This window comes from Clostridium vincentii, from assembly GCF_002995745.1.
Lineage (GTDB): Bacteria > Bacillota > Clostridia > Clostridiales > Clostridiaceae > Clostridium > Clostridium vincentii.
The window spans coordinates 23,381-49,928 of the sequence record NZ_PVXQ01000024.1; the positions used below are offsets into that span (position 1 = coordinate 23,381).

Here is a 26,548-nt window from a genome sequence, read left to right on the forward strand (position 1 = left end):
TCCAATCATTTTTTAATCTTTTCCCATTCACCCGTATCATGATTATATTTTTTTACCACTTTGGCTGGAGCACCTACAATAATGCAATAGTCAGGAAACTTACCTCGTACTACAGAATTAGCCCCCACAATACATTGCTTACCAAGAATCGTACCCGCCTGTATAGCAGCTCCATATCCAATGAAGCAATTTTGTCCAATTCTAGTTTCTTTAGTCAAATATTTCTGTTTCAAAATATGAACACCTATTTGTCTATAATCATGGTCAATATTAGTAATAAAAACATTTCCTAAAATAGTAGTATCTTTACCTATCTTCAAGTCAGAATCACTTGATGTTATATGGAAATTCTGCCCTATAGCTACATTATCTTCAATAGTTATTCCAGCTTCTTTTCCATGAGTTTCAATACGAACTCCTGGATAAATACGAACTCTACTTCCAATTTTCACTCTCTTAGTACCCTCTAAAATAATGGGTTTTCCTATATATGATAATCTACCTATCTTTTCAAATCTAAATTTATATACAACAGCTCTTAATCCCCAAAAGTATTTTACAATATTCAATTCATCATCTCCTATCTTCCATACAATCCTTTTCTATAAAATACTATCAATAATCTTTTTAAGCCAACTATGTAAGCTGTACTTTTTATACATTTCTTCGTCAATTGGGACATACTCTTTTTTAATAAACTCAATCATCTTGTCCCAATTTCCATCGTTTAAAAGAAGTATATTTTCTTTTGTATAAAAGTCATATTGTTTAATATTAGCGTTATACGTAATTAGCTTCCTTTTAGCTCCAAGTGTCTCAATTGTTCGCATAGTTAGACCACTTTGCTTATTATGCTGAAGGTCAAATACTACCCTAGAATTTCTGATAACGCTTAGCATTTCCTTCTCCGGCAGAGATTCAAACTGAAACTCAAGCCTCTTAGCTTTTTTAAACTCCTTAACAAAGACTTTGTTATATAAATACTGTAGTTTATTTATAAACATATACGAGTAAACTTTTAGCCCTTCGGTCTTTAAATATGGTAGTAATTGGCTTAATATTTTATATCTATTTGGATGAGTGGTACATACACTTATGATATCGTATTCTCTATCTTTATATTTATCTTTCAATGCCTCTGTACCAATTTCTTCATATGGCTTAGTATAAAAAAGTGGAAGTAATTCTAACTCTTCCATCTTTTTGCAATCCTCTGAATCAAAGGAAAATGCCTTATCAAAAATCGGCAATAATTCTTTTGCATTAGGATAAAGGGCTAATGAATCCCACATATAAAAAACAAATCGTGCAGATTGTTGAATATCTCTTAAACGTCTAATCATTTTAGCTGTAAAGACTTTACAGTTCATAATGAAAACCACATTATATTCTTTGTTCATTGTCTCATGGATAATATTTTTAAAATACTTATCGACCAAAGAATCTATTAAGTTTCTTTTAATTTTAACCATTCCTTTGACAAACCCATTTTCACTTGGCCTATCATTATAATAATCAACTACATATCCTTGTGATTCTAATTCATTAATAATATGCTTATAATAGCCAAAATACGGTGAGCAAATAAATAATATTCGCTTTTCTTTTTTATCCTTGTTAAATGAATTCATCATGTTTCCAACCTCTATTTCTGAATCAACATACCAGTTGCTTTCATTTCTTCTAAAGAACGTTCAAATTTACCATCTGAAACTAATAGCTTATTTTCGCTATTTTCAGCTATAACCCAAGCAGTGAATTCTTCCATTCCTTTTTCAAAATTAAAAGCAGGTATAAATCCACATAAGTTTTTCGCCCTGCTAATGTCTGCGATATTATGTCTTATATCACCTTTTCTAAAATCTCCACTAATGTTAATCTTAGATGTTGATGAATAAAATTTCTTCAATACTTCTGCCACTTTAATAACAGATACAATTTTACCACTACCGACATTAATATGTTGATAATCTGTTGCAGAATTCTCAATTGCATTACACGTAATAGAAGCTACATCACTAACATGAACAAAGTCTCGGCTTTCCTTACCATCCTCAAAAATATTAAGTGTTTTGTTTTGTAATAGCATTTTAGAGAATATTGAAAGTATTCCTGTATAAGGATTGCTTAGTGACTGTCCAGCTCCGTATACATTTTGGTATCTAAAAATGGTGTACGGTATTCCCAGAATTGGGCTCATAGTCTCGAGCATCTTCTCCTGTGATAGTTTTGTATATGCATAATAAGAAATGGGATTAAGGTTGCACTCTTCTGTGGTGTCACGTAATTCAACATTTTCCCCACAAATAGGACACTTTGTTTCGAAATTTCCTAATTTCATATCCTCAACTTCTCTTGATCCTGGTACTACTATGCCATGGTCCTTACAAAAATACATACCTTCTCCATACACTGAGCGAGAGGAAGAAAGTATTATCTTTTTAATATTTAATTTATTATTAAGTATTACATCTAGTATGTTTGATGTTCCCATTATATTGACATCTGTATATTTATTAATTTCATACATAGATTGACCTGTTCCAGTCTCTGCCGCTAAATGAATAATGTAATCTACACCTTTCAGTGCCTTTTCAACATCTGCCCTATTTCTGACATCTCCTCTTATAATTTCTGCCTTATCCTTAATATTTTGATAAAGGTAAGACTCCTCATAATTATCACCATGTATTTGTTCAGAGAAATTATCTAGGACAACAATTTTATGCTTTCCTTCTTTATTTAAATGATCAATTATAGAATTTCCTATAAATCCTGCTCCACCAGTTATCAGTACTCTACTCATTTTTATTCCTGCCTCCTATTTATTTTTCCGTTTTTAAAATAGATTCTTCAAATTCGCAAACACAATATTCATAGTTACCCGACATATCATGTTCATATATTAAACTACCAAAAGCCTTCTTAACAATTCCAACATTTTTACAAGCTAATTTAAGCAATGGATTAAAAATTCTGGTTGTATGAGAGGTTTTATTATTTGCCATAGCAATAGCTTTAACCATCTCACTTGTTTTTACATATTCTTTATTCTGAGGGAAGAAAAGTCCACTTGTCCCATCCTCTAGCAATAGCCTTACAAATTCATTTAGGTTATCTATATGAATCATACTACGCTGATTTTCAAACTCTGGGAATACAGGCAAATTTTTAGCTAATTTGGATAGCGCTACGTAATTACCTTTACATCCATTTCCATATACCATTGGAGGTCTTAATATTGATATAATAAAGTTTTCACTTTCTAATTCTTTGATAAGTCCCTCCGCCTGTAGCTTCGACTTACCATAGTTACTTATAGGGCTTGGTTGTTTGGCTTTAGTTATAACACCTGTATTTATCCCATAAACACTCATTGAACTCAGAAAGATAAAATGTCTTTTTGACTTTGTTTCTTCAGTTACAACCTTGAAAGCTTTAGCTACTTCTACTGCCAAATCGCAGTTGACTTTATAGTACAGGTCTTTATTCTCAGGTGTTTCTTTGATATGAGCAATCCCCGCCACATGAAAAACAACATCATATTCAGAAAAATCTTTTTCTTTCCATGATCCATCTTTCATATCAACAGTATCAACTGAGTATTTATCTGGCCATTGTTCTACCCATCTCTCAAATGAAGTGCCAATATAACTATTGGCACCTGTTATAAGTATTCTCTTCATAACTTCATATTCTCCTCATACCCAGATTCCCTTCCAGCCGCAGCTTCTGCCCTAGCTTTTTCCATCTCACCCCAGCCACCTTCAACAACTCCATCGTGTTTTAGCACAGAAGTTATAGTTCCAAAAAAACATTTAACATCCATCCCAAAGCTCATTCTTTCCACATACTCACCATCAAGCTCCGCCTTCACTTCAATTGGCAGTTCATCCCTACCATTAATTTGAGCCCAGCCTGTAAGTCCTGGTGGAATATCATTTGCTCCATATTTATCACGTTCATCTATCAGGTCATATTGATTCCAAAGACAAGGGCGTGGCCCGATAATTGACATGCTGCCACAAATAATATTTATAATCTGTGGTAACTCATCAAGGCTTGTCTTTCTTAAGAACTTACCAACCTTTGTTATGAACTGATCTGAATTCTCAAGGAGATGGGTTGGCGTATCCTTAGGCGTATCTATTCGCATAGTTCTAAATTTTAGTATATTAAAATATGTCTTATGAATACCAACTCGCTTTTGTTTAAACAGCACCGGTCCCTTGGATTCAATCTTAGTAGCAATAATCAAAATTAAAAATAGTGGTGAAAGAATTATTAAACCTACTAACGCAAAAATGAAATCAATCCCTCTTTTTATTATCAAATACATCTAAAAAACCTCCTACTCATGCGTTAACATAAGACTCTCCACATTATCTTCCATGAACTTATAACTAGGAACAACTTCCCTAATTTTCTCTCTTAATCTCTCATCATTTCCAAATCTAATTACATCTACTAACTCATTTATTTGCTGCTTTACAACAGGCAATTCAAAATCACCAGGTTTACCTATGAATATCTTTCTATGAGTTGTCGCCGTTAGCCCTTCCTCATCCATTAATAATTCCTCATAAAGTTTTTCTCCAGGTCTTAATCCTGTAACTGCAATTTCAATCTCTACATTAGGTTCATATCCTGAAAGCCTAATTAGATTCTCAGCTAAATCATATATTTTAACAGGTTTACCCATATCAAGAATAAATATTTCTCCCCCATTCGCAAGAGCTCCTGACTGTAGCACAAGCTGAGATGCTTCTGGAATAGTCATGAAATATCTAGTTATATCTTTATGTGTCAAGGTTACTGGCCCACCACTAGCAATCTGCTTTTTAAATAAAGGTACTACTGATCCATTTGAGCCTAATACATTACCAAATCTAACAGCCACGAATTCAGTTTCACTTTCTCTATTAATAGCTTGTACTATAGTTTCACAAATCCTCTTAGTAGCTCCCATTACATTAGTAGGATTAACAGCTTTGTCTGTAGAAATTAATACAAATCTTTCTACTCCATATTCACTAGCAAGTTCAGCTACATTTAAAGTTCCAACTACATTATTTTTTATAGCCTCCATTGGACTATCTTCCATAAGAGGAACATGTTTATGCGCTGCTGCATGGAAAATTATCTCTGGTTTATATTTGCTAAATATACTCTTAAGTCTATTTCTATCTCGAACTGAACCTATTAAGGTCCTTAGATTAAGGCCTTCATTATTTCGAAGTAATTCATTTTGAAGATCATATGCATTATTCTCATATATATCAAAAATAATAAGCTCTTTAGGGTTAAACTTAACTATTTGCCTGCATAACTCAGAACCAATAGATCCGCCACCACCAGTTACCATTATCACTTTATTTTCTAAGTAATCTGAAATACCTTCAAAATCTAATTTAATAGGTTCTCTGCCTAGTAAATCTTCGACATCTACATCCCTAATCTTGTTTAAATTAAACTTTCCGTCTATAACATCAGATAATCCTGGCATTATCTTAATCTGTGCTTTTGTCGTTTTGCATATATCTATAATCCCTTTTAAGTCTTCTTCTCCAAGCTGCGCAATTGCGATTATTATCTCGTCAATATTCTTATTTTGAACAAGCCTTGGAATTTCATGTCTATTGCCCTCTACCTTAACCCCTGCAAGGTAAGTTCCTCTCTTTTCCTTATTATCATCAACAATAGATATAACTTTCTTCTTAAATCTTGGATTTTTTTTAAACTCACTAACAACTAAGGCACCTGCACCTCCAGCTCCAACTAAAAGAACCTTTTTATAATTGCCACTTTTCTCTGTTTCAATATATAAAATTGTCCTTCGTATAAGTCTCCAACCAATCCTCATGCCATTGCAAGATAGCATAATAATAACCCCAGCCATTAAAGTTACCATAAGAGAAATACTATTTTTATCAACAAAAGAAATTGCTACTACTATTATCCCACCAGTTACTACTGCTAGAACTCCTGATGAAAATTCTTGAATACTTGCTACAGTCCATATACTTTTATATTGCCTATAAATTGCAAACATCACCACATAGATTACGGCTATACCAGTTATCCTAACAATATCACCACTAAATATATTAACAATTTCTGCTAAGCTTACATTTTCATACTTAAATCTAAAATAGATAGCAATAAAATACGCTAAATTTATTAAAATATAATCCATTAATACTAATATAATTTTCTTTTGCTTTCTGTTTCCCACTATTTTTCCCCCTTATCAAATTTTTCTGTGCCCCATTATTTGAATTTATTTAAAAAAGAAGAAACCTTTTTTTTCTTTAATTTTTTCTCCACTAAAACCTATTTCTATATTCTTAATCAGTTTTTTAGCACTATCCTTAAAAACTTTTCGATAAATTTTATTTTTCTTAGTTGAAATCTCTATCCCCTCAGATATTCCTGTACATCTATTACCATTATTATGAGCATCAGACCCAATAAAATTATATATTCCATGCTCTAGCAAAATATTTGCAGTTTTTTTAACTTCAGCCCCAAAGGATCCTTTGATACTTCCTGAATTCATTTGGAGTAAAATTCCTTCTTGAGTAAACTTATTAATATAAGAAGGCTTGTCTATTATAGGTCTATACCTCTCTGGATGAGCCAAAACTGGAACTATATCCATCATCTGAAGTTCATAGAGAATATCAAAGGTTTCTTTATCAAATCTTTTCATAGGAAGCTCAAAGAGTAAATATCTAGAATCATTTATACAACCAATAAGCCCGGATTTATAATCTTCGATAATACTCTCTGAATAATAAACTTCCTGGCCATAATGTATATCAATATTTATATTTTCGCTCTTAATCAAAACATTAAAGTCATTAACTATCTTTTTCACTTCTTCATAGGTGGTTTCTCCATAACCTCTGCAAAAGTGAGGAGTAGCAACTATTTCTGTAGTGCCATCCATCACCGCATTTCTTAGCATGTCTAAGCTCATCCCTATATCTTTTGAACCATCATCAATTCCAGGCAAAATATGCGAATGAATATCTATCATATCTATTCCTTCCCTTCTTTACCCTCACTACCATAATAATAGTAATATTTCTTCCTGCTATTCTCTACTCCGTTGAGTACTACCCCAAGGATAGTTCCTCCAACCTTATCAAGCAAAGCTTTTGCTTGAAGGACTGAATCCTTTTTAGTTCTTTCTGCTCTAACGACTATTATAGTTCCATCGGCCTTAGTTGATAGAATCTGAGCGTCAGTAACAGCATGTAATGGAGCTGAATCTAATATTATTATGTCATAACTTTCCTTCAATATTTCTAACAAACTCGTCATAGCCCTAGAGCCTAACATCTCAGATGGATTAGGAGGAAGTTTTCCAGAGGTTAACACACTTAAATTCTTATTATATTGATGTACTGCCTCATGAATTTTTTCTTTGCCAATAATTACATCTGAGAGACCTATTAAATTAGAAATTCTAAAGTTCTTATGCATTGATGGTTTCCTTAAATCGCAATCTATTATTATAGTCTTTTTCTCAGCTTGCGAAAAGGCTAAAGCTAGATTTCCAGCAGTGGTAGACTTCCCTTCCCCTGGCTCTGAGCTTGTAACGACTATAGTTCTAATCTCCTTATCAAAGGATGAATATTGTATATTAGTTCTTAATGTTCTATAGCTTTCCGCTGATATTGATTTTGGTTTACTCTCTACTATAAACATACATTTCTCCTTTTAATCAATCTACTCTTCATTAGGAATACTTCCTAAAACAGGTAATCCTAATATATCTTCAGCTTGTTCCTTATCCTTAAAGGTATTATCCATAAATTCAAGTAATAATGCTAATCCTATTCCCATCATAAGTCCAAGTATTGCTGCTATGGCAATGTTCATCTTCTTATTAGGACTAACTGGATTTTCTGGAAGTACAACACTCTCTACTACCTTTACATTTGCATTACCAATTAGTTCAGTTGATGTTGCAATGAACTGAGTTGTTACTGCCTCTATAACTTCTTTGCTTTCATTTCTATCTGTACTTGTATAAGATATCTTAAGTATTTGAGTACTTGCTATTGCCTCAACCTTTAGACCGCTCTTTATGGCTTCTGAACTTGTACTGATATCTTTTCCAGATATTGCACTGCTAACTAAATCATTAGTTTTTATTACATCTACATAGGTCTTAAGCAAGTTTTGATACATTTGAACATCACTACTGCTGTATGTACTTTCCTTACTAGCATCACTAGTTTCTTTACCTATAAATAATTTAGTACTTGCTTCATATTTTGGTTTAATTAAAAAGAAAGATACTACAGTAGCTAATATGGTTGCAACTAGTGCAATTCCCACTATCATTTGCCATCTGCTTTTAAGAGCATCTATCATATCTCCAATTTTTATTTCCTCTTGATCCATCGAGTTCCCTCCATCAAAATTAATTCATTTGTTTTTTTGTTTATATAATTACTGTCTTAGTATAGCATGATTTTTATCCTTTGTTAACAAATTACTTTATATTTCTTTGGTTTTTCTTGCTTTTTTTTACAACTCAACAGCTAAATCCATATTCTGTACAATTTGCTCTCTTAAATCAACGTAAAAAAGGAGAAGCTTAAAGCGCCTCCCCTACTAAAATTATTTTATTTTATAATATGCATTCATACAAAAGTTCACTATATAATTAATATCAATCTCAACATGAACTTTAGCCTTAACCTGCTTTGCTATATCTTCAACTAGCTCTTTAGTCAAAATTGGTATTTTATATTCTACATTTTTCTTGACTTCTAAAAATAACTTTACCATTAAATCATTTCTTTCTTGGCTTTTAGCGTATCCTCTAGATATCAAAGAGAGGTTATTATCAAAATTAGGGGCTAAGCTTAATATTGCACCTGTGTTTACATCCCTTAATAAACCATAATTAAAGGTATGTCTATCTACATTCATTATTATTGTATCTAAGAATATAATATCTAAATATTCCTTAACTAATCTAGACCCCATTTCTTTAATAATATTAATATTATCCATATAATCTTCATTATCTAACATTATTGAATGCATAGGTTCATAATTAACCTGACCATTATTTGTAAAATCCTCAGAGACTACATATTTATCCCACATATCATACTTTGCCATATTAAATCCAAGCTTATTTCCAAGTTCATAAGCAAAAACCTCAGAAAATCTTTCAAATTCTGAACCTTGCTTATACATATACCACTGTCCTCTTTTCATCTTCCAGCACTTCTCATAGCTTCCTATATTGGTTAGCTCTGGAGTAGGCTGCCTCCCTAATGAAAATGCATTTGGATCACCATATAAAGCTAAATCACTAAAGGTATCTTTAGTAAATATTATATCCTTATATAGAAGAGTGGATCCCTTCTCTTTAACCCAATAGGTATCTGTTATTGTTGCTGCATTTGCAGTTAAGACAATTTCTATTTCATCACTAGTATTTAATCTTAATACCTTTTTTAACAATCTTGAATTTGTTCTATGCAAATCTATGCTTCGCATCCTTAGCCAGCCTTCAAAGTCACTAGTTCTAATAATATATAGAGGAGCAAGTTCTTTGTCCATCTCAATTATATTATTTTTCTCTATTTTTACTACTACCTTATCCCTAGACATTACTGCACCTGAAAATAAGCCTTTATTATTCGGACTCACAAAAACTCACACCCCTTAAACCTTTACTTTTAATAATTATATCACTTTTTAATAAGTTACTGACAGAAAAAATTCCATTTTAATCTTATGTGCAATCATCTCATAATATAACGAACATACATTTGTATATATAATCACTCTTTGGGATAAAATAATAATATACCTATTGGAAGGAGCGATTATATGGATTATAATAAAGTTGAGGATGCTGTATTCAAAAGGGCTATGGAGGTCTTTAAAGAAGGTGCTGCAGAGTTTTTCGATTTGGACGAAAAAATTATAGCACCCGCTGAGACTGAAATAAAAAATATAGATATAAAAACAAACGTTATGGATTATTTGTTTTACACAGATTCTGGTGATTATCTTCATTTTGAATTTCAAACTACTGATAAGAAAGACGATATATCACGATTTTTATATTATGATGCATCCTTGTATTTTAAGCATAAAAAGAAAATAAGAACTGTGGTAGTATATTCATCAGACATAAAAAATACAATTACATATTTAAATTGTGGAACAATAAACTATAATGTAGAAGCATTTTATATGAAAAGTCTTGATGGTGATAGTAAGTTAGATTATATAAGACATAAGGTAGAAAATGATATAACACTTACAGAACAGGATATAATGTCTTTAAGTTTTATACCTTTGATGAGTAGCAAGAAAAGCAAAAGTGAGATCACCCTGGAAAGTATAGAAGTTGCTAATAATATAAAATTAGCTATTGAGAAGAATAAATGTATAACTCTTTTATACGCCTTGTTCGATAAATTTGGAGATGAAGAAGCTAAAAAGAGATTTAAGGAGGTAGTTAGTATGACCGATGTCGGAAAAATGATTTATGCCGAGGGAATGGAAGATGGCATGGAGAGAGGTTTGGAAAAAGGTTTAGAAAGAGGTATAGGCAAAGGGAAATCTGAGCTTTTGATAAGGCAGCTAACCAAGAAATTTGACTATGTCCCAGCAGAGTATAAGAAAAAGATAATGGAATTACCTGAAGGCATTATTGAAGTAATAGGCACTGATATCTTTGATATGAAATCTTTAGAGGAAATACGAAAGTATTTCAAATAATCTTATATTTATAAAACAAAACATAAAAGCTCCACCCCTATTTATCATAGAGATGGAGCTTTTAAAATTATTCTGTTTTACTTATACTAGATAACACAAGTCCCTTATTATGATCTAATGCCCAACTAATTCCCCAATCATTTTGGAATATTAAGAGGTTTCTATCTTTTAGATCTTTTACCTTTCTTGTATCTGATGTAAGATTTAAAGTACTTGGGTCTAAATCCTCATCTTCAATCCATCTAATATATCTATAAGAAAGTCTATCCATTTTAATTTCAACATTATATTCATTATTAAGTCTGTATTCTAAAACTTCAAATTGAAGAACACCAACAACTCCGACTATAATCTCCTCCATGCCAATGTGAAGCTCCTTAAATACCTGGATGCCTCCTTCTTGAGCAATTTGAGTTACACCCTTAATAAATTGCTTTCTCTTCATTGTATCCTCAGGCCTAACTCTTGCAAAATGTTCTGGTGCAAAAGATGGGATTCCTGCGAATTTGAATTTCTTTGATGGCGAGCAAAGAGTATCTCCTATTGAAAATATACCTGGATCAAATACTCCAATAATATCTCCTGCATATGCCTCTTCAATAATCTCTCGATCTTGAGCCATGAATTGTTGAGGTTGTGCAAGCTTTAGCTTCTTGCCCCCTTGCATATGCATAACTTCCATACCCTTCTTAAACTTACCTGAACAAATTCTCATAAAGGCAATTCTATCTCTATGTGCCTTATTCATATTAGCTTGAATCTTAAATACAAAAGCTGAAAATTTCTCATCATAAGGATCTATCTCTCCAACACTTGAATCTCTTGGAAGAGGTGATGTTGTCATCTCTAAGAAATGCTCAAGAAATGGCTCAACTCCAAAGTTAGTAAAGGCAGAACCAAAGAATACTGGTGTAAGTTCTCCATTTCTTATCTGCTCTACATGAAAGTCATCTCCAGCCATATCTAAAAGTTCAACGTCTTCAATTAATTTTTTATGAAGATCCTGTCCTAATATGTCCCCAAACTTTTCATCTTTAAGATCACCCTCTATAACTGCAACTTGAGTTTGCCCATGATGTCCAGCGTTAAATGCTAAGATTCTTTTATTATCTCTTTCATATATTCCCTTAAAATCCTTACCTGAACCTATTGGCCAGTTCATTGGATAAGTTTTTATTCCTAGTTCCTTCTCTATATCATCAAGTAACTTAAATGGATCTTCTGCATCTCTATCCATCTTATTTATTAAGGTGAATATAGGAATTTCTCTTAAAGCACAAACTTGAAATAATTTTCTAGTTTGATCCTCCACGCCCTTAGCTGCATCCATAACCATTACTGCTGAATCTGCTGCCATAAGTGTTCTATATGTATCCTCTGAGAAATCTTGATGTCCTGGTGTATCTAATATGTTGATACAATGACCCTTATAATTAAATTGTAGTACTGATGAAGTAACAGATATACCTCTTTGCTTTTCTATTTCCATCCAGTCAGAAACTGCATGTTTAGTTGCTTTTCTTCCCTTAACTGATCCTGCAAGTCTTATAGCTCCTCCATATAATAAAAACTTCTCCGTTAATGTAGTCTTACCTGCATCTGGATGAGAGATTATTGCAAAGGTTCTTCTCTTTTTAATTTCATTTATATAATCAGACAAAGTTAATTCCTCCTCTAATGTAATTATCAATTTATATGACTTTAGCCGCCAAATTTATGTAGTTATTATATAACTATAATTACCTCTTTATACGACTTTTTATTATAACATAAATAGTTGATTAAAGCCCTACTTTTTAATGTAAATTAAAAAAGGTTCTACAGTATTGATAGTTCTATCAAAAAGACCACGAAGCGACTACAGTCTCATCTTTACCTAAAGGTTTTTTCTCATCATAATCCTGAAAACCAGTTGTATCATTACCTTGATCATCTTCTCTCTTAGTGAAATCAAAGATCTTCTCTTTTTTCTTCTTTTTATTTATTGTCGTATTTTTCTTAGTTTCCAAACGTAAAGAAATATTGTCTTTCACCTTAATACTAGGCCTATCCTTACTCATATTATCAACTTTGTTAATGCTACTACTAGTACTTTCTAAATTTTCTTTAGCCTGGGTTTTAATAACTTCAACTTCATCTTGACTTATTTTTTCTTTCACCTTAATATTTTGATGTTTTGCAAAATTCTTAACTCTATAAACATTAACTTCATTAAGTTCAACCATTTCTAATTCTATAAATGTATCTAAGGCTAACTTAATTTGCCTACAGTCTCTATTAAATTCTATTGCTAAAGTTTCAATAGTATATGGAAGGTTTTTTGACATATATAAATCGCCTTCTCGATTAACCTTGCCAGCTAAATTTATAAGTCTACTCCAAATATACTGAATAAGATCCCTTTCAGGCCTTGTATCAATTATTTTTAATTTTATATTGTCATACATATCAACTCTTAATTTTACAACTTTTCTTTCTATCATAATAATCCTCCTAGAATTTATTTTTTTATTATTATATCTACATAAGATATATATGCTTTACTTAATAATATCGCAGTAAATACAATAACTTTTTTCTATTAAATTTCTACAAATTTTTCCTTTTGATTGGATTTTAAGAGAAAATAAAAAAGATACTACATCCTAGGAGATGTAATATCTTTTATAAAATAAATTTTGTTATTTGTTTCTATATTTCAAGTTCAGGAATTAAAGACTCATCTATAATCCTTCCAAAATGAGTATATTGCTCATCAATTTTTAACATTCTTTCAATAAATCTTCTAGGTTATCTTCCATATTTAAAGTATCTTCAAAAGTAATTTTTGGTTGCACAACTATAGCCACATCAATGTCGCTTCTATCTTTCACCCAATCACAGGTTCCATAACTTCCAAATTGAATTACACTAATTATCTTATCATCCATGCTCTCAAGATTCTTTTTTAATTCTTCTTTATACATGATGCACTCACCTCTTTAATTACATTAAATTATAACTTATAAATACATTTAAAACTACTTGTATTATTTGATTGAGTCAAGTAAAAGTGGGCAACTATTTTATTTTTTTAAGTATAGACAATCCATAAATTTCTAATCAAAAATGAAAAACTCCACTAAATCTATATTTAGTGAAGTTCTGTAAGCTTAATACTATATTCATTAAGAATTGCTTCAACCTGTGTTTGTTGTTTCAATACCCAGCCAATCACATCTGTTAGGTTATTACCATTTGTAACTTCTATATACTGCGAATGACTTTGGCTAATCCAATTAGAACGTTAGCAGGAATTAAGTCTTTAGTTTCATCTATAACTGAGTAATATATGCCATTTGAAAGTACTCCTGTGAGGGCTATTGTGAGAGGCTTGCCTTGAGCTTGCTCTTCGTCGCCTTTCGTCGGTCTTCGTCGCCTTTCGTCGGTCATCTATTTTTTAGTGCATACTTTACCTTATTACCATCACCTAATTTTTCTATTTTTTCTTTCTTCATAAGACTATTGAATAGCCTTACACTTTTATGTTTTTTTAAATGTAATTCTGTTCTACAAAGTAAATTAGTAATAAATCCATTCTTAACTATGTAGTTAAGAATCCTAGTTTCATCATCATCCAATATCACATCAAAGTCTAGTTTAGCCTTATCATTCTTTGTATCACTTAAAGTATCAATATTAAACATACTACAAAGATGATATTTAGTTCCTCTTCCAACACCATCTGTTTCCAAAAATCCTTTATCTACTAATGAGGATAGTATCTTATTACTATTTACTGTATGAGTGTCTAATAGCTGTTGTAATCTATTATTAGTTACATATTCCTCTTGCTCTGCAGCTACTAAAGCCATTACTTCATCTTTACTTAATTTTGAATATTTTTCTTTAAGCCCTGATTTAAGTTTTTTAATACTTTTTTCAGGTAATATTGATGTTGTTTTTAAAGTAAGTGTAATACTATCTGGATTATAGCTTTCTTCTAAATCAGGAACTATCCACTTTTGTTCTCTCCATGCTAAATGAATATTTTCAAGGCCTGAACCAGCTCTCTCACCAACTCCTAATAAATTAAACATCTTAAAAATATTTTCATTTCTTGGATCACTAATTCCACCTTTAAGGGCTTCTTCTCTTGTTATTCGTAGATTTCCCGGATTAAAAAATTTAAAATAAGTTTTTCCTTTTTCAATCACAATTCCTCTTGGTAGTCTATAATCTGAATGTATAATTGTATTTGCAACTGCTTCTCTAACGGCCTTATGAACTCTTGTATCTTCTTGTCTTATTCCATCAATAGTTCTAAACGGTATGTTTAAATTATCCGTTACTTTATTTATAATCTTAAAATAAAAATCAAATAAATTTCCAGACCATGTTCCGTCAGATGATATAACTCTATAATCCCATCTAACTTCATCTGAAATTTTCTCTCTATAATCTAGAAAATACTTAGGAAATTCATCTATAATGGATCTTTCTTCTCCAAACATCAAAAGACCAGCTGCAGTTATTCCTTCTTTTCCTGATTTTCTATCTTTTCCATAAGCGCCTATTTTATAAAGAAAAGTTTTATTATCTAATGATAGCCATGGATGTTGTGATTTTAACGCGCCTAATCTATTTCTGAAACTATTTACAGTATCAATATTTAGGTCTTCTATTCCAAATCCATCTATAATAACACTATCTTGTGATGTCTCCCCTTGATCTGCTAGCATTCTTTTTATCTCTTCACTAGAGCACTTATAATCCCCAGAATAATTTCTTCTAAATGTTCCCAAACTTTTAGATTCTCTATTAAATGGATTTTCACCGATATATACTGGTCTTTGTCTTCTATCTGCCTTTGGTACATTTATTATTACTATTGTTTTGTCCTCAATTGCTCTAACCTCAACAGAATTGTTACTTAATATATTAGAACTCACTTTTTTAGAATTATTTAAATTGTCCCATAAGTCCTTAATAATATTTTCAGAGTTTTCTACTCCAACAGGATAAAATTTTCCCTTCTCTTCCTTCACCCCAAGAAGAATTCTTCCACCATTAGTATTTGCAAAAGCTGAATAAGTCTCCCATAGATCTTTAGGCAATCCCCCTGCAGCTTTCTTACATTCAATTTCATCATTTTCAACTAGCGAAAATATATCAAGCTCCATAACCTCTCATCCCTCCATTCCATAACCTCATATTTTATTATGTCTCACATACATAATAAAATTTATAAATAACTATACTTTATTTTAACATTAAATTGAATAGGAAAACATGTCCTTATATCATATTTAATCTTTAATTTAATTACTTTATTCATATCAAATATCTTCACCTAAATAACTATCTATATACCAAAATAGATTACTATAATATAATTATTGCCATTTATAAGAACATAAATTCTTTACATTGTAAATCTGCTTGTATTATTTCTATACTTTCGCAGAAACTATATCTAAGAATATAAAGGAGGAATTACTTATGATTAAAACAAACATATACATACCAAAGGTTACACTAGAATTATATAGTGAAGAAAATAAACTAACAAATTCTGCTCCAAATGAAATCCCTTATGATGAAGTCACTAATGTTTTATCCGACGATACGGATACTAATCCATTTGGATATGAAGAGTGTAATATTATGAATATGATTAATTAGAGAAAGAGCTAACTAAAAAGAATCATATCGCATTTAATAATGCGATATGATCCTTTTCTTATATCTATTTAACTGCTTTAATTCTAGCTATTTCATAGCAATTTTCCTTAGTTACTATCTCAACATCTTTTAAGTTTTCTAATCTATTTAATACTGATGTTTTAAATTCAGTTAAATCAGCCGTTTGTTCAACTACCGCATCAAGTTTCTTTTCAATTCTTTTTTGACCACCTTCTAAATTATCAATTCTAGTTACAACATCATCAAATCTAGTTACAATTCTTTTTTGACCATCTTCTAAATTATCAATTCTAGTTACAATTTCTTTTTGGCCTTCTTGTATTGATTTTAAAATGTCCAAAATTTCTTTCTCCATGCTTAAATCACTTCCTTATTTATATTACTCATACTATAACTTTATTTTATCATTATTCTTATTTTATTTAAATAGCTATTATATTATAATTATTACCATTTGTACGAACTCATATTCTCAAATATTTCAAATTCATTTCAAACTACTTGTATTATTTTTATACTTTTGCAGAAACTATATTGAAGAACACAAAGGAGGAATTATTTATGACTAAGACACACATATACCTACCAAAGGTTAGGACAAATTCTTATCCACAAAATAAAGAGCTAAGAAGCTATGCTTCAGATGGAAGTTCAACTATGCTTCCTAATCCTGCTATAGATGACATTGCAGCAAATAATATAGCTTGCCAAGAATTTGATTACACTGAAAGTTTAGTTGATGAAGGCACTAATATTTTGCCTGATGATAACAATATGATGGCTCATGCTGACACTATGATGGCACCTGATTATGAAGAGTATAATATTATGCCTGATAATAAATTAGAGGGAGACAAATAATAAGTGGCTTCGCCACAGTTGAAAATTGAAAGTTGACACCCAAAGGGCGTCCCTGTGGACACCCTTGGGCGTCCCTTTCAGGGGAGTTGAAAGTTAATGGATAAAATCTCTTCGAGATTTTTGGAATTCTAAATTTCAACTTTCAATTTTCAACTCATATTAATCCACATTTTCAAAGCATATTCTAAATATTATCCTCAAACCCTGATGTTTCCTATAACTTCTTAATTAATTATCTTATTAACTTCTTTTCTTTTAATGTTAGTATAAAAAAGTGGACACAATACAAGTTTAAATATCAAACTATATTTAAGAGAAAGGTTGTGTGTCTGCATGAGAATTACAAGAAAGCGATATAACGAAGATAGATTCAGAAGAAAATCTGAAGCTAAAGAAACAAAACGAACGACTTGCTATGAAAAATTAAATATTACACCAAAGGCGGCAGAACTGTAGAAAATGAAAACTACGAAGCTGAAATATATAAACCTTACAATAAGTATACATTAAAGTTATTTATTCAACTATTTCAATATGATTAAGGATTCCGATTTCATTTCATAGTGTGATTTTTACCTTTTCCAACAAATAGCATTGCCCAAACAATAAATGATACAGATGAAATAACATAAGCAAAAGTTCCAAATTTCGGTCCCAATGCTAAAAATATTCCACCTAAACAAAGAAGAAAAATGTTCAAAAACCTGCGTTTATTCATTAAAAAACCTCCTATTTTTATATTACTATATCCTTTAGTATATCTTTATTTGAAATAATATACAAATGAGATTGACTAATAGAATTAACTTCTTTTCTTCTTATCGTACTTGCCATAATTTATAATTTGTATATATAATGTAGAGAGACAAAATAAATTTAAAATACAGGAGGAGAAGTCATGGCAATTTTAGTTTGTGGAGGGGCTGGCTACATAGGAAGTCATATGGTAGCTGAGCTTTTGGAAAATAATGAAGACGTTGTTATCTTAGATAACTTAGAGAAAGGTCACAAAGATGCTCTTTTAGGGGGTAAGCTTTATATCGGGGATCTAAGAGATAAGGAAATTTTAAATAAGGTTTTTACAGAAAATAATATTGATTCAGTTATAGATTTCGCTGCCTATTCATTAGTTGGTGAGAGTATGACAGAACCTTTGAAATATTTTAACAATAATGTATACGGTACAATAAGTCTTTTGGAATCTATGAGGGAGCATAATGTTAAGTACATCGTCTTCTCATCAACTGCTGCTACTTATGGAGAACCAAAAGTTATTCCAATTTCTGAGGACAATGATACTATTCCAACTAATCCCTATGGAGAATCTAAACTTTTAGTTGAGAAGATTTTAAGATGGTGTGATAGTGCCTATGGAATTAAGTACACTGCTCTAAGATATTTTAATGCAGCTGGTGCTCATATTAATGGTAAGATTGGTGAAGATCATTCTCCTGAATCACATCTAATTCCTTTAATTTTACAGGTAGCTTTAGGTCAAAGAGATAAAATAATGCTTTTTGGAGATGATTACGATACAGAGGATGGAACCTGTGTCCGAGATTATGTTCATGTTACTGATTTAGCTAAAGCACATTCTTTAGCACTTAAAAGATTAAAGAATGGTGGAGATAGTACAGCTTATAATCTTGGTAATGGTACTGGCTTCTCTGTTAAAGAGGTAGTTGATGTAGCAAGAAAGGTAACTGGCCATGAAATTCCAGCCGAAATTGCTCCAAGACGTGCCGGAGATCCAGCAACTTTAATAGCAACTTCTGAAAGAGCTGTTAAAGAACTAGGCTGGACACCCGAATTCAACCAACTTGAAACTATAATAAGCAGTGCTTGGAATTGGCACAAAGCTAATCCTACAGGTTATAGTAAGTAAGTTGAAAGTTGACACCCGTTGGGCGCCCCTTGCGGGGAATTGAAAGTTGAAAATTATATATAACATCATTTCCCATTAACCAGAAGAAAGCCACTTTACCTCTAAATATTATAGGTAAAGTGGCTTTTTTAGTTTAAAATTAAAAAATCCAAACTCTCAATTTTCAACTCTCAATTCGCCCAAAGGGTGCCTCCCAACTCTCAACTTTCAACTATCAATTTTCAACTATCAACTGCCCCCAAAGGGCGGCAAGCTTATGTTGCCAAGTATGACATTTCGTTTTGCTCCTGTTGCTGCTGCTACATTTGAGGTCTTCTTATTTAAAGTCTCATTTCCTAATATAGCAAAGGCTATTGCCTCTTTTGCATCTGATGAATATCCTATCTCATCTTGAGTGAATACATCTATTCCTTTAAGTCCATCTTTAATTAATTGTATTAAAACCTTATTATGTGTGCCTCCACCAGCTAGCAAGACCTTATCTAGCTTAGTCTTTGGCAAAACAAATTTCTTATAACTATCAACTATTGAGAATGCTGTGTAGGCAGTAACTGTCTTTACAATATCCTCAGGCTTAATATCCTTAAACTTTTCAAGAAGATTTTTCACAAAGTCCTCACCAAAATCTTCTCGTCCTGTAGTCTTTGGAGGTGTCTTCTTTAAATAAGGATGGTCCATTAAGTTCTTTAACATCCCTTCATTAATATTACCTGTTTTTGCAATATCACCATTCTTATCATAACTTACATTAAAAAGTCTACTACAAACCTCATCAATAATCATATTACCAGGGCCTGTATCAAAGGCAAATATTTCATCAATATTTCTTTTTGCTGGAATAACTGTAACATTTCCTATTCCACCTATATTCTGAAATGCAATAGTTTCCCCACGTCCTCCATATAATATATATTCACTATAGGGAACTAAAGGGGCTCCTTCACCGCCTGCAGCCATGTCCATAGTTCTAAAATTAGAAATAACCTTTAAATTATTCTCATATGCAATTACACTTGGCTCACCAATTTGCAAAGTCGATGGAATTATACTTCCCTTGCCTTTAGGTATATGATAAATAGTTTGTCCATGCGATGCTACAAAATCAATTTTTTCAACAGAGACTTTAGCCTCTTCACATATATGTTGAACAGCCTTGCTAAACAAATAACCAAGCTTAAAATTCAAACTACATATAAGCTCCACTGAAGATTCTTCAACTGAACATGCTCTTTTTATCTCAGCTTTTATCTCCTTTGGCATCTCATAAGTATTAAATTTCACAAGTTTAACCTTTGTCTCAAATTCGCTGCCTTCTATATCTACTAAAGCCGCATCTACACCATCTAAAGAGGTTCCAGACATTAATCCAATACAGTACATGATTCATCTTCCTTTCCAAACTTAGCAATAAGACAAGCTCCTACATCAGGAGAAAATTTAGGTGCTCTAAGCTTTGCCCTTTTATCCAAATAATCTGTAAGGGGCCCTAATATTAAATCGCCTGCCTTAAATACTCCTCCAATATAAGATACATTAACCTGTTCTCCATGAAAATCCTTTATTAATGTATTTACAAGAGCTGCTAATTCAAATGCTGCTTCCTTAAAAATCTTTATAGCATTCTGATCTCCTTGTTTAGCTGCTTCAGTACAAATCTTAGAAAGTTTAGCAATTTCTCGTCTACTATTTCTAATTTCATTATTTACATATACAATTAAGTCATAATCATTATCAATCTTCAATTCCTCTTTCATAAGATAATATAAAGGGCCTTTTTCAAACCTTCCATCAGCTTCTTTAGAGAAATATTCTATAGTCTTTTTCCCAATCCAATAGGCAGAACCTTCATCTCCAATGGAATGCCCCCAGCCCCCTGCTCTTCTATTTTCTCCATTGTTTATTGCATAAGCTATAGATCCTGTTCCAGAGATAATTACTATGCCATCCTCTTTATTCAAAGCTCCAGCACGAGCAATATGGACATCACTATAAACAACATAATTTATGCCACTTGATATTTCTTTCAATGCTTTATCTATTTCTCTATTTATCTTTTCAACTTTCCCATATCCAGCAAGACCAAGGCAAACACAATTTATAGCATTTTTACTTATTGAATTGCTTTTTATTAAACTCTCTATGCCTTCCTGAATAATTCTACCCATTCCTCTAAGTCCTACTTGATTATGATGGCAAGCTCCTCGCTCAATAGTTTCAATGATATTTTCTTCTCTATCCATAAGCGAGAAACTTGTCTTTGTTCCTCCTCCATCTACGCCAATATAGTACATATTTTTTTCCTCCGTATTTTTACTTTATCTCATTAAAGTTGAATTTCTGCCAAGGCTTAATCAAGTCAAGTAAGAATATTTCATCTTCTCTAATTCTAGCTACAACATTTGATTTTCCATTATTCTTCATATCCCTAACTGCTATTTCAACTTCTCCTGCATAATGCCCATATTCACTACTTTCTATTACAATATCACCACGTCTAATTATTTCGGGTGTATTAAATACTTTGAAATTATGACCTTTATACTTAAGTCTACTTTGTGTTGATCTAATTATATTATCTGAGAAATCTCCTCTATTAAAATGCATCTCATCAAATAATATCTTTTTCTCAACTTCAGGTATATCCTTCTCAAGAGTTATATCAAAAGTTACCATATCTTTTCTCATATCTGAAATTTTCTTAAGTTCGTCCTCTGTAGGATAACAATTTGAAATAATTATATCATCTATATCCCCTATTGCTATAAGATGTTTAACTTGAACCTCTATTGGTAAATTCCTATGAATCTCAAGTGTAGGTAATCCTTCTCTAACTGGCCAAGGTCCGAAAGTATCTTTATTGTTACTGGATACAAATGCAGCTGTTCTAAGTCCATATTTCTTAAACCTTTGTGTACATTTTATAAAATGCTCATAATTTAACCCACTATATCTATGAGGATAAAAGTTATGACAAGCTATTAAGTTATATTTATTAGGCATATAATTCATTATTGTATCAATATAATTTGTATCATTACTCATATTAATTTCGATCTTTAGCCCCTGAGGATTAAAACTCATAAGAGCTTCTTCTGAACCTGAAAATCCTTGATCTAATCTTACTCCATCTGCTTCTATTTCCTTGAAAAATGATAAATCTCCATAACTTATGTCTAAATCCTTAAAAACTCTAGGATTAACATCTACTATTATCTCAAACCCCTTTTCATGGGCATAATGATTAATTTTTTTAAATTTCTTTATAATAATCTCTTTTGAATCGGTTACAGATAAAAGACAAGAGAATATTCTACTAAAACCATATTTCTGTGCTTTATCAATATAATCAAATATTTCTTTTTCTGTAGATTGTTCTTCATAAATTGATATTCCTAATTTCCTCATTTTTATCATCCTTTCATTATTATACTTCTACTTTTATTTCTCTATCATACCTCTTTTTGCTCTTCTAAGACTAATTTCTTGTCGTACATCTTAACAAAGGGAAAGTATATTATTACAGATAATACTATTAATCCTAAGCTTAAGACTATAGCTCTCCAATCTCCACCAGTTGCTAAAAATGCTCCAATAGGTCCTGGCAATGTCCATGGTGCTATTACTGTTACCGGATTAACTAGTCCAGCACTTGTTGCAAACCATGCTATTATTCCGCATACAATAGGAGTTATTACAAAAGGTATTATAAGTATTGGGTTAAGCACTATTGGTGCTCCATATATTAATGGTTCATTTATATTAAATATACTTGGTGCAAGTGCACTTTTTCCTAAAGTTCTAGCATATTTAGATTTTGTAATTACTGCAAGCAATATTGCAAGTCCTATAGTACAACCTGAACCACCAATCCATATAAACCATTGATAAAAAGGTTCAGCTCCTATTCCAGGTATTGCATTTCCTGCAGCGGCTGCTGCTGTATTAGCATCCAAGATTTGTAGCCATATAGGTCTTGCAAGAGATCCTATTATAGACATACCATGGATACCAAAACTCCAGAAGAATGTAGTTAAGAATACTAATATTATAACTGATGGCAAACTATCTGTAGCTGAAACTAATGGTGTCATTACAGTTTGAATAGCTGTATGCCAATTGAAATTCAAGAAATAAGATATTGATCCAATTACAAATATTATTAATGCTGTTGGTGTTAATGCTTCAAAAGACCTTGCAACAGCTGGTGGTACTTCCTCTGGCATTTTAATTCTAAATCCCTTAGTTGTTGTAAATCTTAAAACTTCAACTGCGAATATAGATACAATTATACCTACAAACATTCCGGCTCCACCTAGGTTTTTCATTGGTATTACAAAACCTAAGCCCTCTACAGCTTGTGGCACAATAGTTAACATAAATGCAATTGCAGATAATATTCCACCTGTAACTCCATCTAAATCATAAGATCTAGCTAAACTATAGCCAATACCCCAGGTAGCATATATGGTCATTATGTACATTGTCATACGATAAGGTAAAAGTATGGTTGCTGCATTTGCTTTTAAGAAAATAGATACTCCCCAAGTCTCAGGTAATGGTGGATTTGCGATTATAAGAAATAATGATCCAACTATAATTAATGGTAATGTGGCAATTATTCCGTCACGTACTGCATGAAGATGTCTCTGTCCTGCTAATCTCCCCATTGGCTCTGAAAGTCTCTTGTCTAAAAAATTAGTAATTTTCTCTAACATAATATTAACCTCCTATATATTTTGATTTATATATAACTTCCTAGGTATACCCAGAAAAAAGATATGATTAAAAATATTACTCCAAATCCTAAATATGTGTACCAAAACTTTTTACATTTCCCTCTTTTGGTTTCAATAAAAAATCTACTATAGGCTAAGGCACCACCTAAAATTATTCCGCTTCCTAAAACTATAGATATATCTCTATCAATTCCAACTAAAGACAGTAAAAATGGTACAATGAAAGTTGCTAAAGCCCCTGCTGCAACCAAAACAAATGCACTCTTAAAACTAAAAGTTGGGATATCATAATCAGTTTTTCCCATTGCCATATTCTTCTTAACAACTTTACTCATAACATTCCCTCCTCAACTATCAACTGCTCAACTGCTTAACTGTTCCCAAAGCATCTCTTATTCTTCCATTATTCTTATTTAATATCATTACGCTTTCTTCCATATTATTATTTGAAAGAATCATAAAAATAGCTACTTTAACATCCTTATTACTTTCTATAAATGCCTTTTCTGCTTGCTCTCTAGTACAGCTTGTACAATCTATTATTATGCTTTTTGCTCTTTCAACTAGCTTTTCATTTGTTGCTTTAACATCTATCATAAGATTCCTATAAACCTTACCAAGCTTTATCATAACTGTTGTTGAAATCATATTTAATATCATCTTTTGTGCTGTCCCAGATTTCATCCTTGTTGAACCAGTCACAACTTCAGGCCCAACTAAAACTTCAATTGCTACTTCTGAAAGCTTAGATATAGCTCCATTTTTCACACAACATATTGAAACTGTAGTAGCTCCAATGGTTTTTGCATACCCCAAAGCTCCAATAACATAAGGGGTTCTTCCTGAGGCTGCAATTCCAACTATTGCATCGTTTTCATTAAGTTGTACTTTTTTTAAATCTTCATAAGCTAATTCCTTAGAATCCTCTGCCCCTTCTTTTGCCTTAAACATAGCATCATTTCCACCTGCTATAATTCCTTGCACGAAAGTATCTTCAACTCCATAAGTTGGTGAACATTCTACGGCATCCAAAACTCCAAGTCTACCAGAAGTTCCTGCTCCTATGTATATTAGTCTTCCTCCATTTTTTAGCTTTTTATAAATTTTATCAACAGCTAATTGTATATTATCAAGTTGCTTCTCTACTGCTTTTGCTATTGTTTTATCTTCATCATTTATTAGTTTTAATATATCTAAGGTTCCTAGTTTATCAATATTAAGACTATTAGCATTAATCTTTTCTGTATCTAAAATATCTAAATCGATTTCCATAAACTGCTCTCCTCCCTTTGATTATATTATACTATACTTAAAATATTATTTCAATGATTATTGTATTTATTTGAAATAAAGTTTTACTATTAACATAAAAAAGAAACTTAACATACTACTCTATTAGTACATTAAGTTTCTTACAAATAAAACTCCAACAGATACTTTATTAGCATCCATTGAAGTTTTATTATTTACGGTTTAATAAACTGCTTATTTTTCATATCAGGATTTCTCTTCTTATCACTGAATAATGCAAAAAATATACCTGGCAAAAGAATTACAGCGCTCATTTTAAATGTAAAACTAAAAGCTTTAACAGTATAGGTCAAAAAGGTATCTTGGATATTAGGTACTATTTTTTTTATTTCTTCCTTTTGAGCTTCAAAACTTTCTTTGATTTTATTTTCAGCCATCGCTGTAGAAGATGCTAGTACAGCAGTTTCTTCTTTATCAATTGTGTTTAATATTTCTGAAAGACTAACGCTTTTATCACTACCTGCTTTTATAGAAGAAATCATCTGTAGCTTGGTTTCATTATCAAATACAATGTCCTTCTGTATTGTTTCCACAGCAGAGTCTTTGGCATCAGATATCTGGGTAGTCATATTTGATGTAAATATAGTTAAAAATAAGGCAACTCCAAGTACAGTTCCAAGTGTTCTTGTCATGTTACTTATTCCAGAAGCTATTCCTATTTTATCTACAGGAACGTTAGCAATTGTAGAACCTATTAGTGTTGCCATACTAAGGCCCGTACCAGCACCAGCAACAATTAATCTTAAAATAATCTCTGTATTTGAAGAATTTTGAGTAAGAGAACTATTTAAGTAGCAGGAGGCACACAGCAAAAGAAGTCCCAATGCACTAAGAAATCTGCTTCCTAATTTTTTTGTCAAAATAGCAGCTAATATTGAAAAAATCATTGAACATAAGGACATAGTTGAAATAATAAGTCCTGCTGACAATTGATTTAATCCTTTAACCTGAATTAGGAAAAAAGATAGAAAAAAGGAACCAGACATCATACCAAGCCCCAGTAAGAATAGAGAAATTGAGCCGTTAGTAAATTGTACGGATTTAAATAAACTAAGTGGAAGCATGGGCTCCTTAACCTTTAGTTCTATAATAATAAATAGTATAAGGGCTATAGCGAAAGCAGCAAAGAGAGAAAGTATAAAGCTTGAAGTCCAGCCTTTTTCATTAGCCTTTATTAAGTAAGCGGTTAATAACTCGTCACGTTGACAGTCATTAACCGCTTATTTTCAATCCTTTTTATTTAAATAGCATTCAGCAGGAAGATTACTCCATGGAAATAGTGATTTAAATAAATCTGGATCAT

At 31.7% G+C, this 26,548-nt stretch carries 28 protein-coding genes; 5 read left to right on the forward strand and 23 right to left on the reverse strand.

Features of this window, described 5'->3' with window-relative positions; genetic code table 11:
• Window positions 1–5 precede the first annotated feature (5 nt).
• The 10 genes from CLVI_RS11140 to CLVI_RS11180 form a co-directional block, all read right to left on the reverse strand.
• Window positions 6–569 (reverse strand): acyltransferase, encoded by a 564-nt coding sequence (locus tag CLVI_RS11140; RefSeq protein WP_106060211.1) that lies wholly within the window; start codon window positions 567–569, stop codon window positions 6–8.
• Window positions 570–602: 33 nt separating this feature from the next.
• Window positions 603–1,634 carry a WaaS/CpsH family glycosyltransferase gene (locus tag CLVI_RS11145; RefSeq protein WP_106060212.1) on the reverse strand — a complete coding sequence of 344 codons (1,032 nt, stop codon included), beginning with the start codon at window positions 1,632–1,634 and terminating at the stop codon, window positions 603–605.
• A gap of 11 nt (window positions 1,635–1,645) precedes the next feature.
• Window positions 1,646–2,806: an NAD-dependent epimerase/dehydratase family protein gene (locus CLVI_RS11150; RefSeq protein ID WP_106060213.1), complete on the reverse strand. Its 1,161-nt coding sequence runs from the start codon at window positions 2,804–2,806 to the stop codon at window positions 1,646–1,648.
• A gap of 19 nt (window positions 2,807–2,825) precedes the next feature.
• Window positions 2,826–3,686, reverse strand: coding sequence for an NAD-dependent epimerase/dehydratase family protein (locus tag CLVI_RS11155; protein WP_106060214.1), 861 nt, complete (start codon window positions 3,684–3,686; stop codon window positions 2,826–2,828).
• Window positions 3,683–4,339 carry a sugar transferase gene (locus CLVI_RS11160; RefSeq protein ID WP_106060215.1) on the reverse strand — a complete coding sequence of 219 codons (657 nt, stop codon included), beginning with the start codon at window positions 4,337–4,339 and terminating at the stop codon, window positions 3,683–3,685. Before CLVI_RS11160 ends, CLVI_RS11155 begins: the two co-directional genes overlap by 4 nt.
• Before the next feature lie 12 nt (window positions 4,340–4,351).
• A complete protein-coding gene (locus tag CLVI_RS11165; RefSeq protein ID WP_106060234.1) occupies window positions 4,352–6,196 on the reverse strand; it encodes a polysaccharide biosynthesis protein in 1,845 nt (614 codons plus the stop codon).
• Window positions 6,197–6,280: 84 nt separating this feature from the next.
• A complete protein-coding gene (locus tag CLVI_RS11170) occupies window positions 6,281–7,042 on the reverse strand; it encodes a tyrosine-protein phosphatase (protein ID WP_106060216.1) in 762 nt (253 codons plus the stop codon).
• Window positions 7,043–7,044: 2 nt separating this feature from the next.
• A complete protein-coding gene (locus CLVI_RS17710) occupies window positions 7,045–7,716 on the reverse strand; it encodes a CpsD/CapB family tyrosine-protein kinase (protein ID WP_207655369.1) in 672 nt (223 codons plus the stop codon).
• A gap of 21 nt (window positions 7,717–7,737) precedes the next feature.
• Window positions 7,738–8,418 carry a YveK family protein gene (locus CLVI_RS17715; RefSeq protein ID WP_207655370.1) on the reverse strand — a complete coding sequence of 227 codons (681 nt, stop codon included), beginning with the start codon at window positions 8,416–8,418 and terminating at the stop codon, window positions 7,738–7,740.
• Between the two features lie 219 nt (window positions 8,419–8,637).
• Window positions 8,638–9,684, reverse strand: coding sequence for a HipA domain-containing protein (locus tag CLVI_RS11180; protein WP_106060217.1), 1,047 nt, complete (start codon window positions 9,682–9,684; stop codon window positions 8,638–8,640).
• Between the two features lie 183 nt (window positions 9,685–9,867).
• On the opposite strand from CLVI_RS11180, the gene CLVI_RS11185 reads away from it, so the two are divergent.
• On the forward strand, window positions 9,868–10,767 hold the full coding sequence (locus CLVI_RS11185; RefSeq protein ID WP_106060218.1) for a DUF4351 domain-containing protein: 900 nt from the start codon (window positions 9,868–9,870) through the stop codon (window positions 10,765–10,767).
• Between the two features lie 67 nt (window positions 10,768–10,834).
• Here CLVI_RS11185 and CLVI_RS11190 read toward each other — a convergent pair whose 3' ends face one another.
• From CLVI_RS11190 to CLVI_RS11210, 4 genes are all read right to left on the reverse strand, one after another.
• Window positions 10,835–12,427, reverse strand: coding sequence for a peptide chain release factor 3 (locus CLVI_RS11190; RefSeq protein ID WP_106060219.1), 1,593 nt, complete (start codon window positions 12,425–12,427; stop codon window positions 10,835–10,837).
• 178 nt (window positions 12,428–12,605) lie between these two features.
• On the reverse strand, window positions 12,606–13,250 hold the full coding sequence (locus CLVI_RS11195; RefSeq protein WP_106060220.1) for a phage replisome organizer N-terminal domain-containing protein: 645 nt from the start codon (window positions 13,248–13,250) through the stop codon (window positions 12,606–12,608).
• 279 nt (window positions 13,251–13,529) lie between these two features.
• A complete protein-coding gene (locus CLVI_RS11200; RefSeq protein ID WP_106060221.1) occupies window positions 13,530–13,733 on the reverse strand; it encodes a nucleotidyltransferase domain-containing protein in 204 nt (67 codons plus the stop codon).
• 462 nt (window positions 13,734–14,195) lie between these two features.
• Window positions 14,196–15,929: an RNA-binding domain-containing protein gene (locus tag CLVI_RS11210; protein WP_106060223.1), complete on the reverse strand. Its 1,734-nt coding sequence runs from the start codon at window positions 15,927–15,929 to the stop codon at window positions 14,196–14,198.
• A 319-nt stretch (window positions 15,930–16,248) separates the two neighbouring features.
• Here CLVI_RS11210 and CLVI_RS11215 point away from each other — a divergent pair, with 319 nt between their 5' ends.
• Window positions 16,249–16,431, forward strand: a complete 183-nt coding sequence (locus CLVI_RS11215) for a hypothetical protein (protein ID WP_106060224.1) — start codon at window positions 16,249–16,251, stop codon at window positions 16,429–16,431.
• A 64-nt stretch (window positions 16,432–16,495) separates the two neighbouring features.
• Here CLVI_RS11215 and CLVI_RS11220 read toward each other — a convergent pair whose 3' ends face one another.
• Window positions 16,496–16,807, reverse strand: a complete 312-nt coding sequence (locus tag CLVI_RS11220) for a hypothetical protein (protein WP_106060225.1) — start codon at window positions 16,805–16,807, stop codon at window positions 16,496–16,498.
• 206 nt (window positions 16,808–17,013) lie between these two features.
• Here CLVI_RS11220 and CLVI_RS17720 point away from each other — a divergent pair, with 206 nt between their 5' ends.
• On the forward strand, window positions 17,014–17,313 hold the full coding sequence (locus CLVI_RS17720) for a hypothetical protein (protein ID WP_207655371.1): 300 nt from the start codon (window positions 17,014–17,016) through the stop codon (window positions 17,311–17,313).
• A 333-nt stretch (window positions 17,314–17,646) separates the two neighbouring features.
• Window positions 17,647–17,769 (forward strand): hypothetical protein, encoded by a 123-nt coding sequence (locus CLVI_RS17990; protein ID WP_278320522.1) that lies wholly within the window; start codon window positions 17,647–17,649, stop codon window positions 17,767–17,769.
• 97 nt (window positions 17,770–17,866) lie between these two features.
• Here CLVI_RS17990 and CLVI_RS17490 read toward each other — a convergent pair whose 3' ends face one another.
• Window positions 17,867–18,031 carry a hypothetical protein gene (locus CLVI_RS17490; protein ID WP_170065652.1) on the reverse strand — a complete coding sequence of 55 codons (165 nt, stop codon included), beginning with the start codon at window positions 18,029–18,031 and terminating at the stop codon, window positions 17,867–17,869.
• A gap of 180 nt (window positions 18,032–18,211) precedes the next feature.
• On the opposite strand from CLVI_RS17490, the gene galE reads away from it, so the two are divergent.
• The gene (gene galE, locus CLVI_RS11230; RefSeq protein ID WP_106060226.1) at window positions 18,212–19,198 is read left to right on the forward strand and encodes a UDP-glucose 4-epimerase GalE; all 987 of its coding nucleotides are present in this window, start codon (window positions 18,212–18,214) and stop codon (window positions 19,196–19,198) included.
• Window positions 19,199–19,426: 228 nt separating this feature from the next.
• Here galE and anmK read toward each other — a convergent pair whose 3' ends face one another.
• From anmK to CLVI_RS11265, 7 genes are all read right to left on the reverse strand, one after another.
• Window positions 19,427–20,578: an anhydro-N-acetylmuramic acid kinase AnmK gene (gene anmK, locus CLVI_RS11235; protein ID WP_106060227.1), complete on the reverse strand. Its 1,152-nt coding sequence runs from the start codon at window positions 20,576–20,578 to the stop codon at window positions 19,427–19,429.
• A complete protein-coding gene (locus CLVI_RS11240; RefSeq protein WP_106060228.1) occupies window positions 20,560–21,489 on the reverse strand; it encodes an N-acetylglucosamine kinase in 930 nt (309 codons plus the stop codon). The genes anmK and CLVI_RS11240 overlap by 19 nt, the downstream gene beginning before the upstream one ends.
• 19 nt (window positions 21,490–21,508) lie before the next feature.
• Complete coding sequence (locus tag CLVI_RS11245; RefSeq protein WP_106060229.1) at window positions 21,509–22,603, reverse strand: DUF871 domain-containing protein; 1,095 nt, start codon at window positions 22,601–22,603, stop codon at window positions 21,509–21,511.
• A gap of 44 nt (window positions 22,604–22,647) precedes the next feature.
• On the reverse strand, window positions 22,648–23,913 hold the full coding sequence (locus CLVI_RS11250; RefSeq protein ID WP_106060230.1) for a PTS sugar transporter subunit IIC: 1,266 nt from the start codon (window positions 23,911–23,913) through the stop codon (window positions 22,648–22,650).
• A 26-nt stretch (window positions 23,914–23,939) separates the two neighbouring features.
• Window positions 23,940–24,269 carry a hypothetical protein gene (locus tag CLVI_RS11255; protein ID WP_106060231.1) on the reverse strand — a complete coding sequence of 110 codons (330 nt, stop codon included), beginning with the start codon at window positions 24,267–24,269 and terminating at the stop codon, window positions 23,940–23,942.
• Between the two features lie 19 nt (window positions 24,270–24,288).
• Window positions 24,289–25,206, reverse strand: coding sequence for an N-acetylmuramic acid 6-phosphate etherase (murQ, locus tag CLVI_RS11260; protein ID WP_106060232.1), 918 nt, complete (start codon window positions 25,204–25,206; stop codon window positions 24,289–24,291).
• Between the two features lie 194 nt (window positions 25,207–25,400).
• Window positions 25,401–26,420 carry an MFS transporter gene (locus tag CLVI_RS11265; RefSeq protein ID WP_278320524.1) on the reverse strand — a complete coding sequence of 340 codons (1,020 nt, stop codon included), beginning with the start codon at window positions 26,418–26,420 and terminating at the stop codon, window positions 25,401–25,403.
• Window positions 26,421–26,548: the final 128 nt, after the last annotated feature.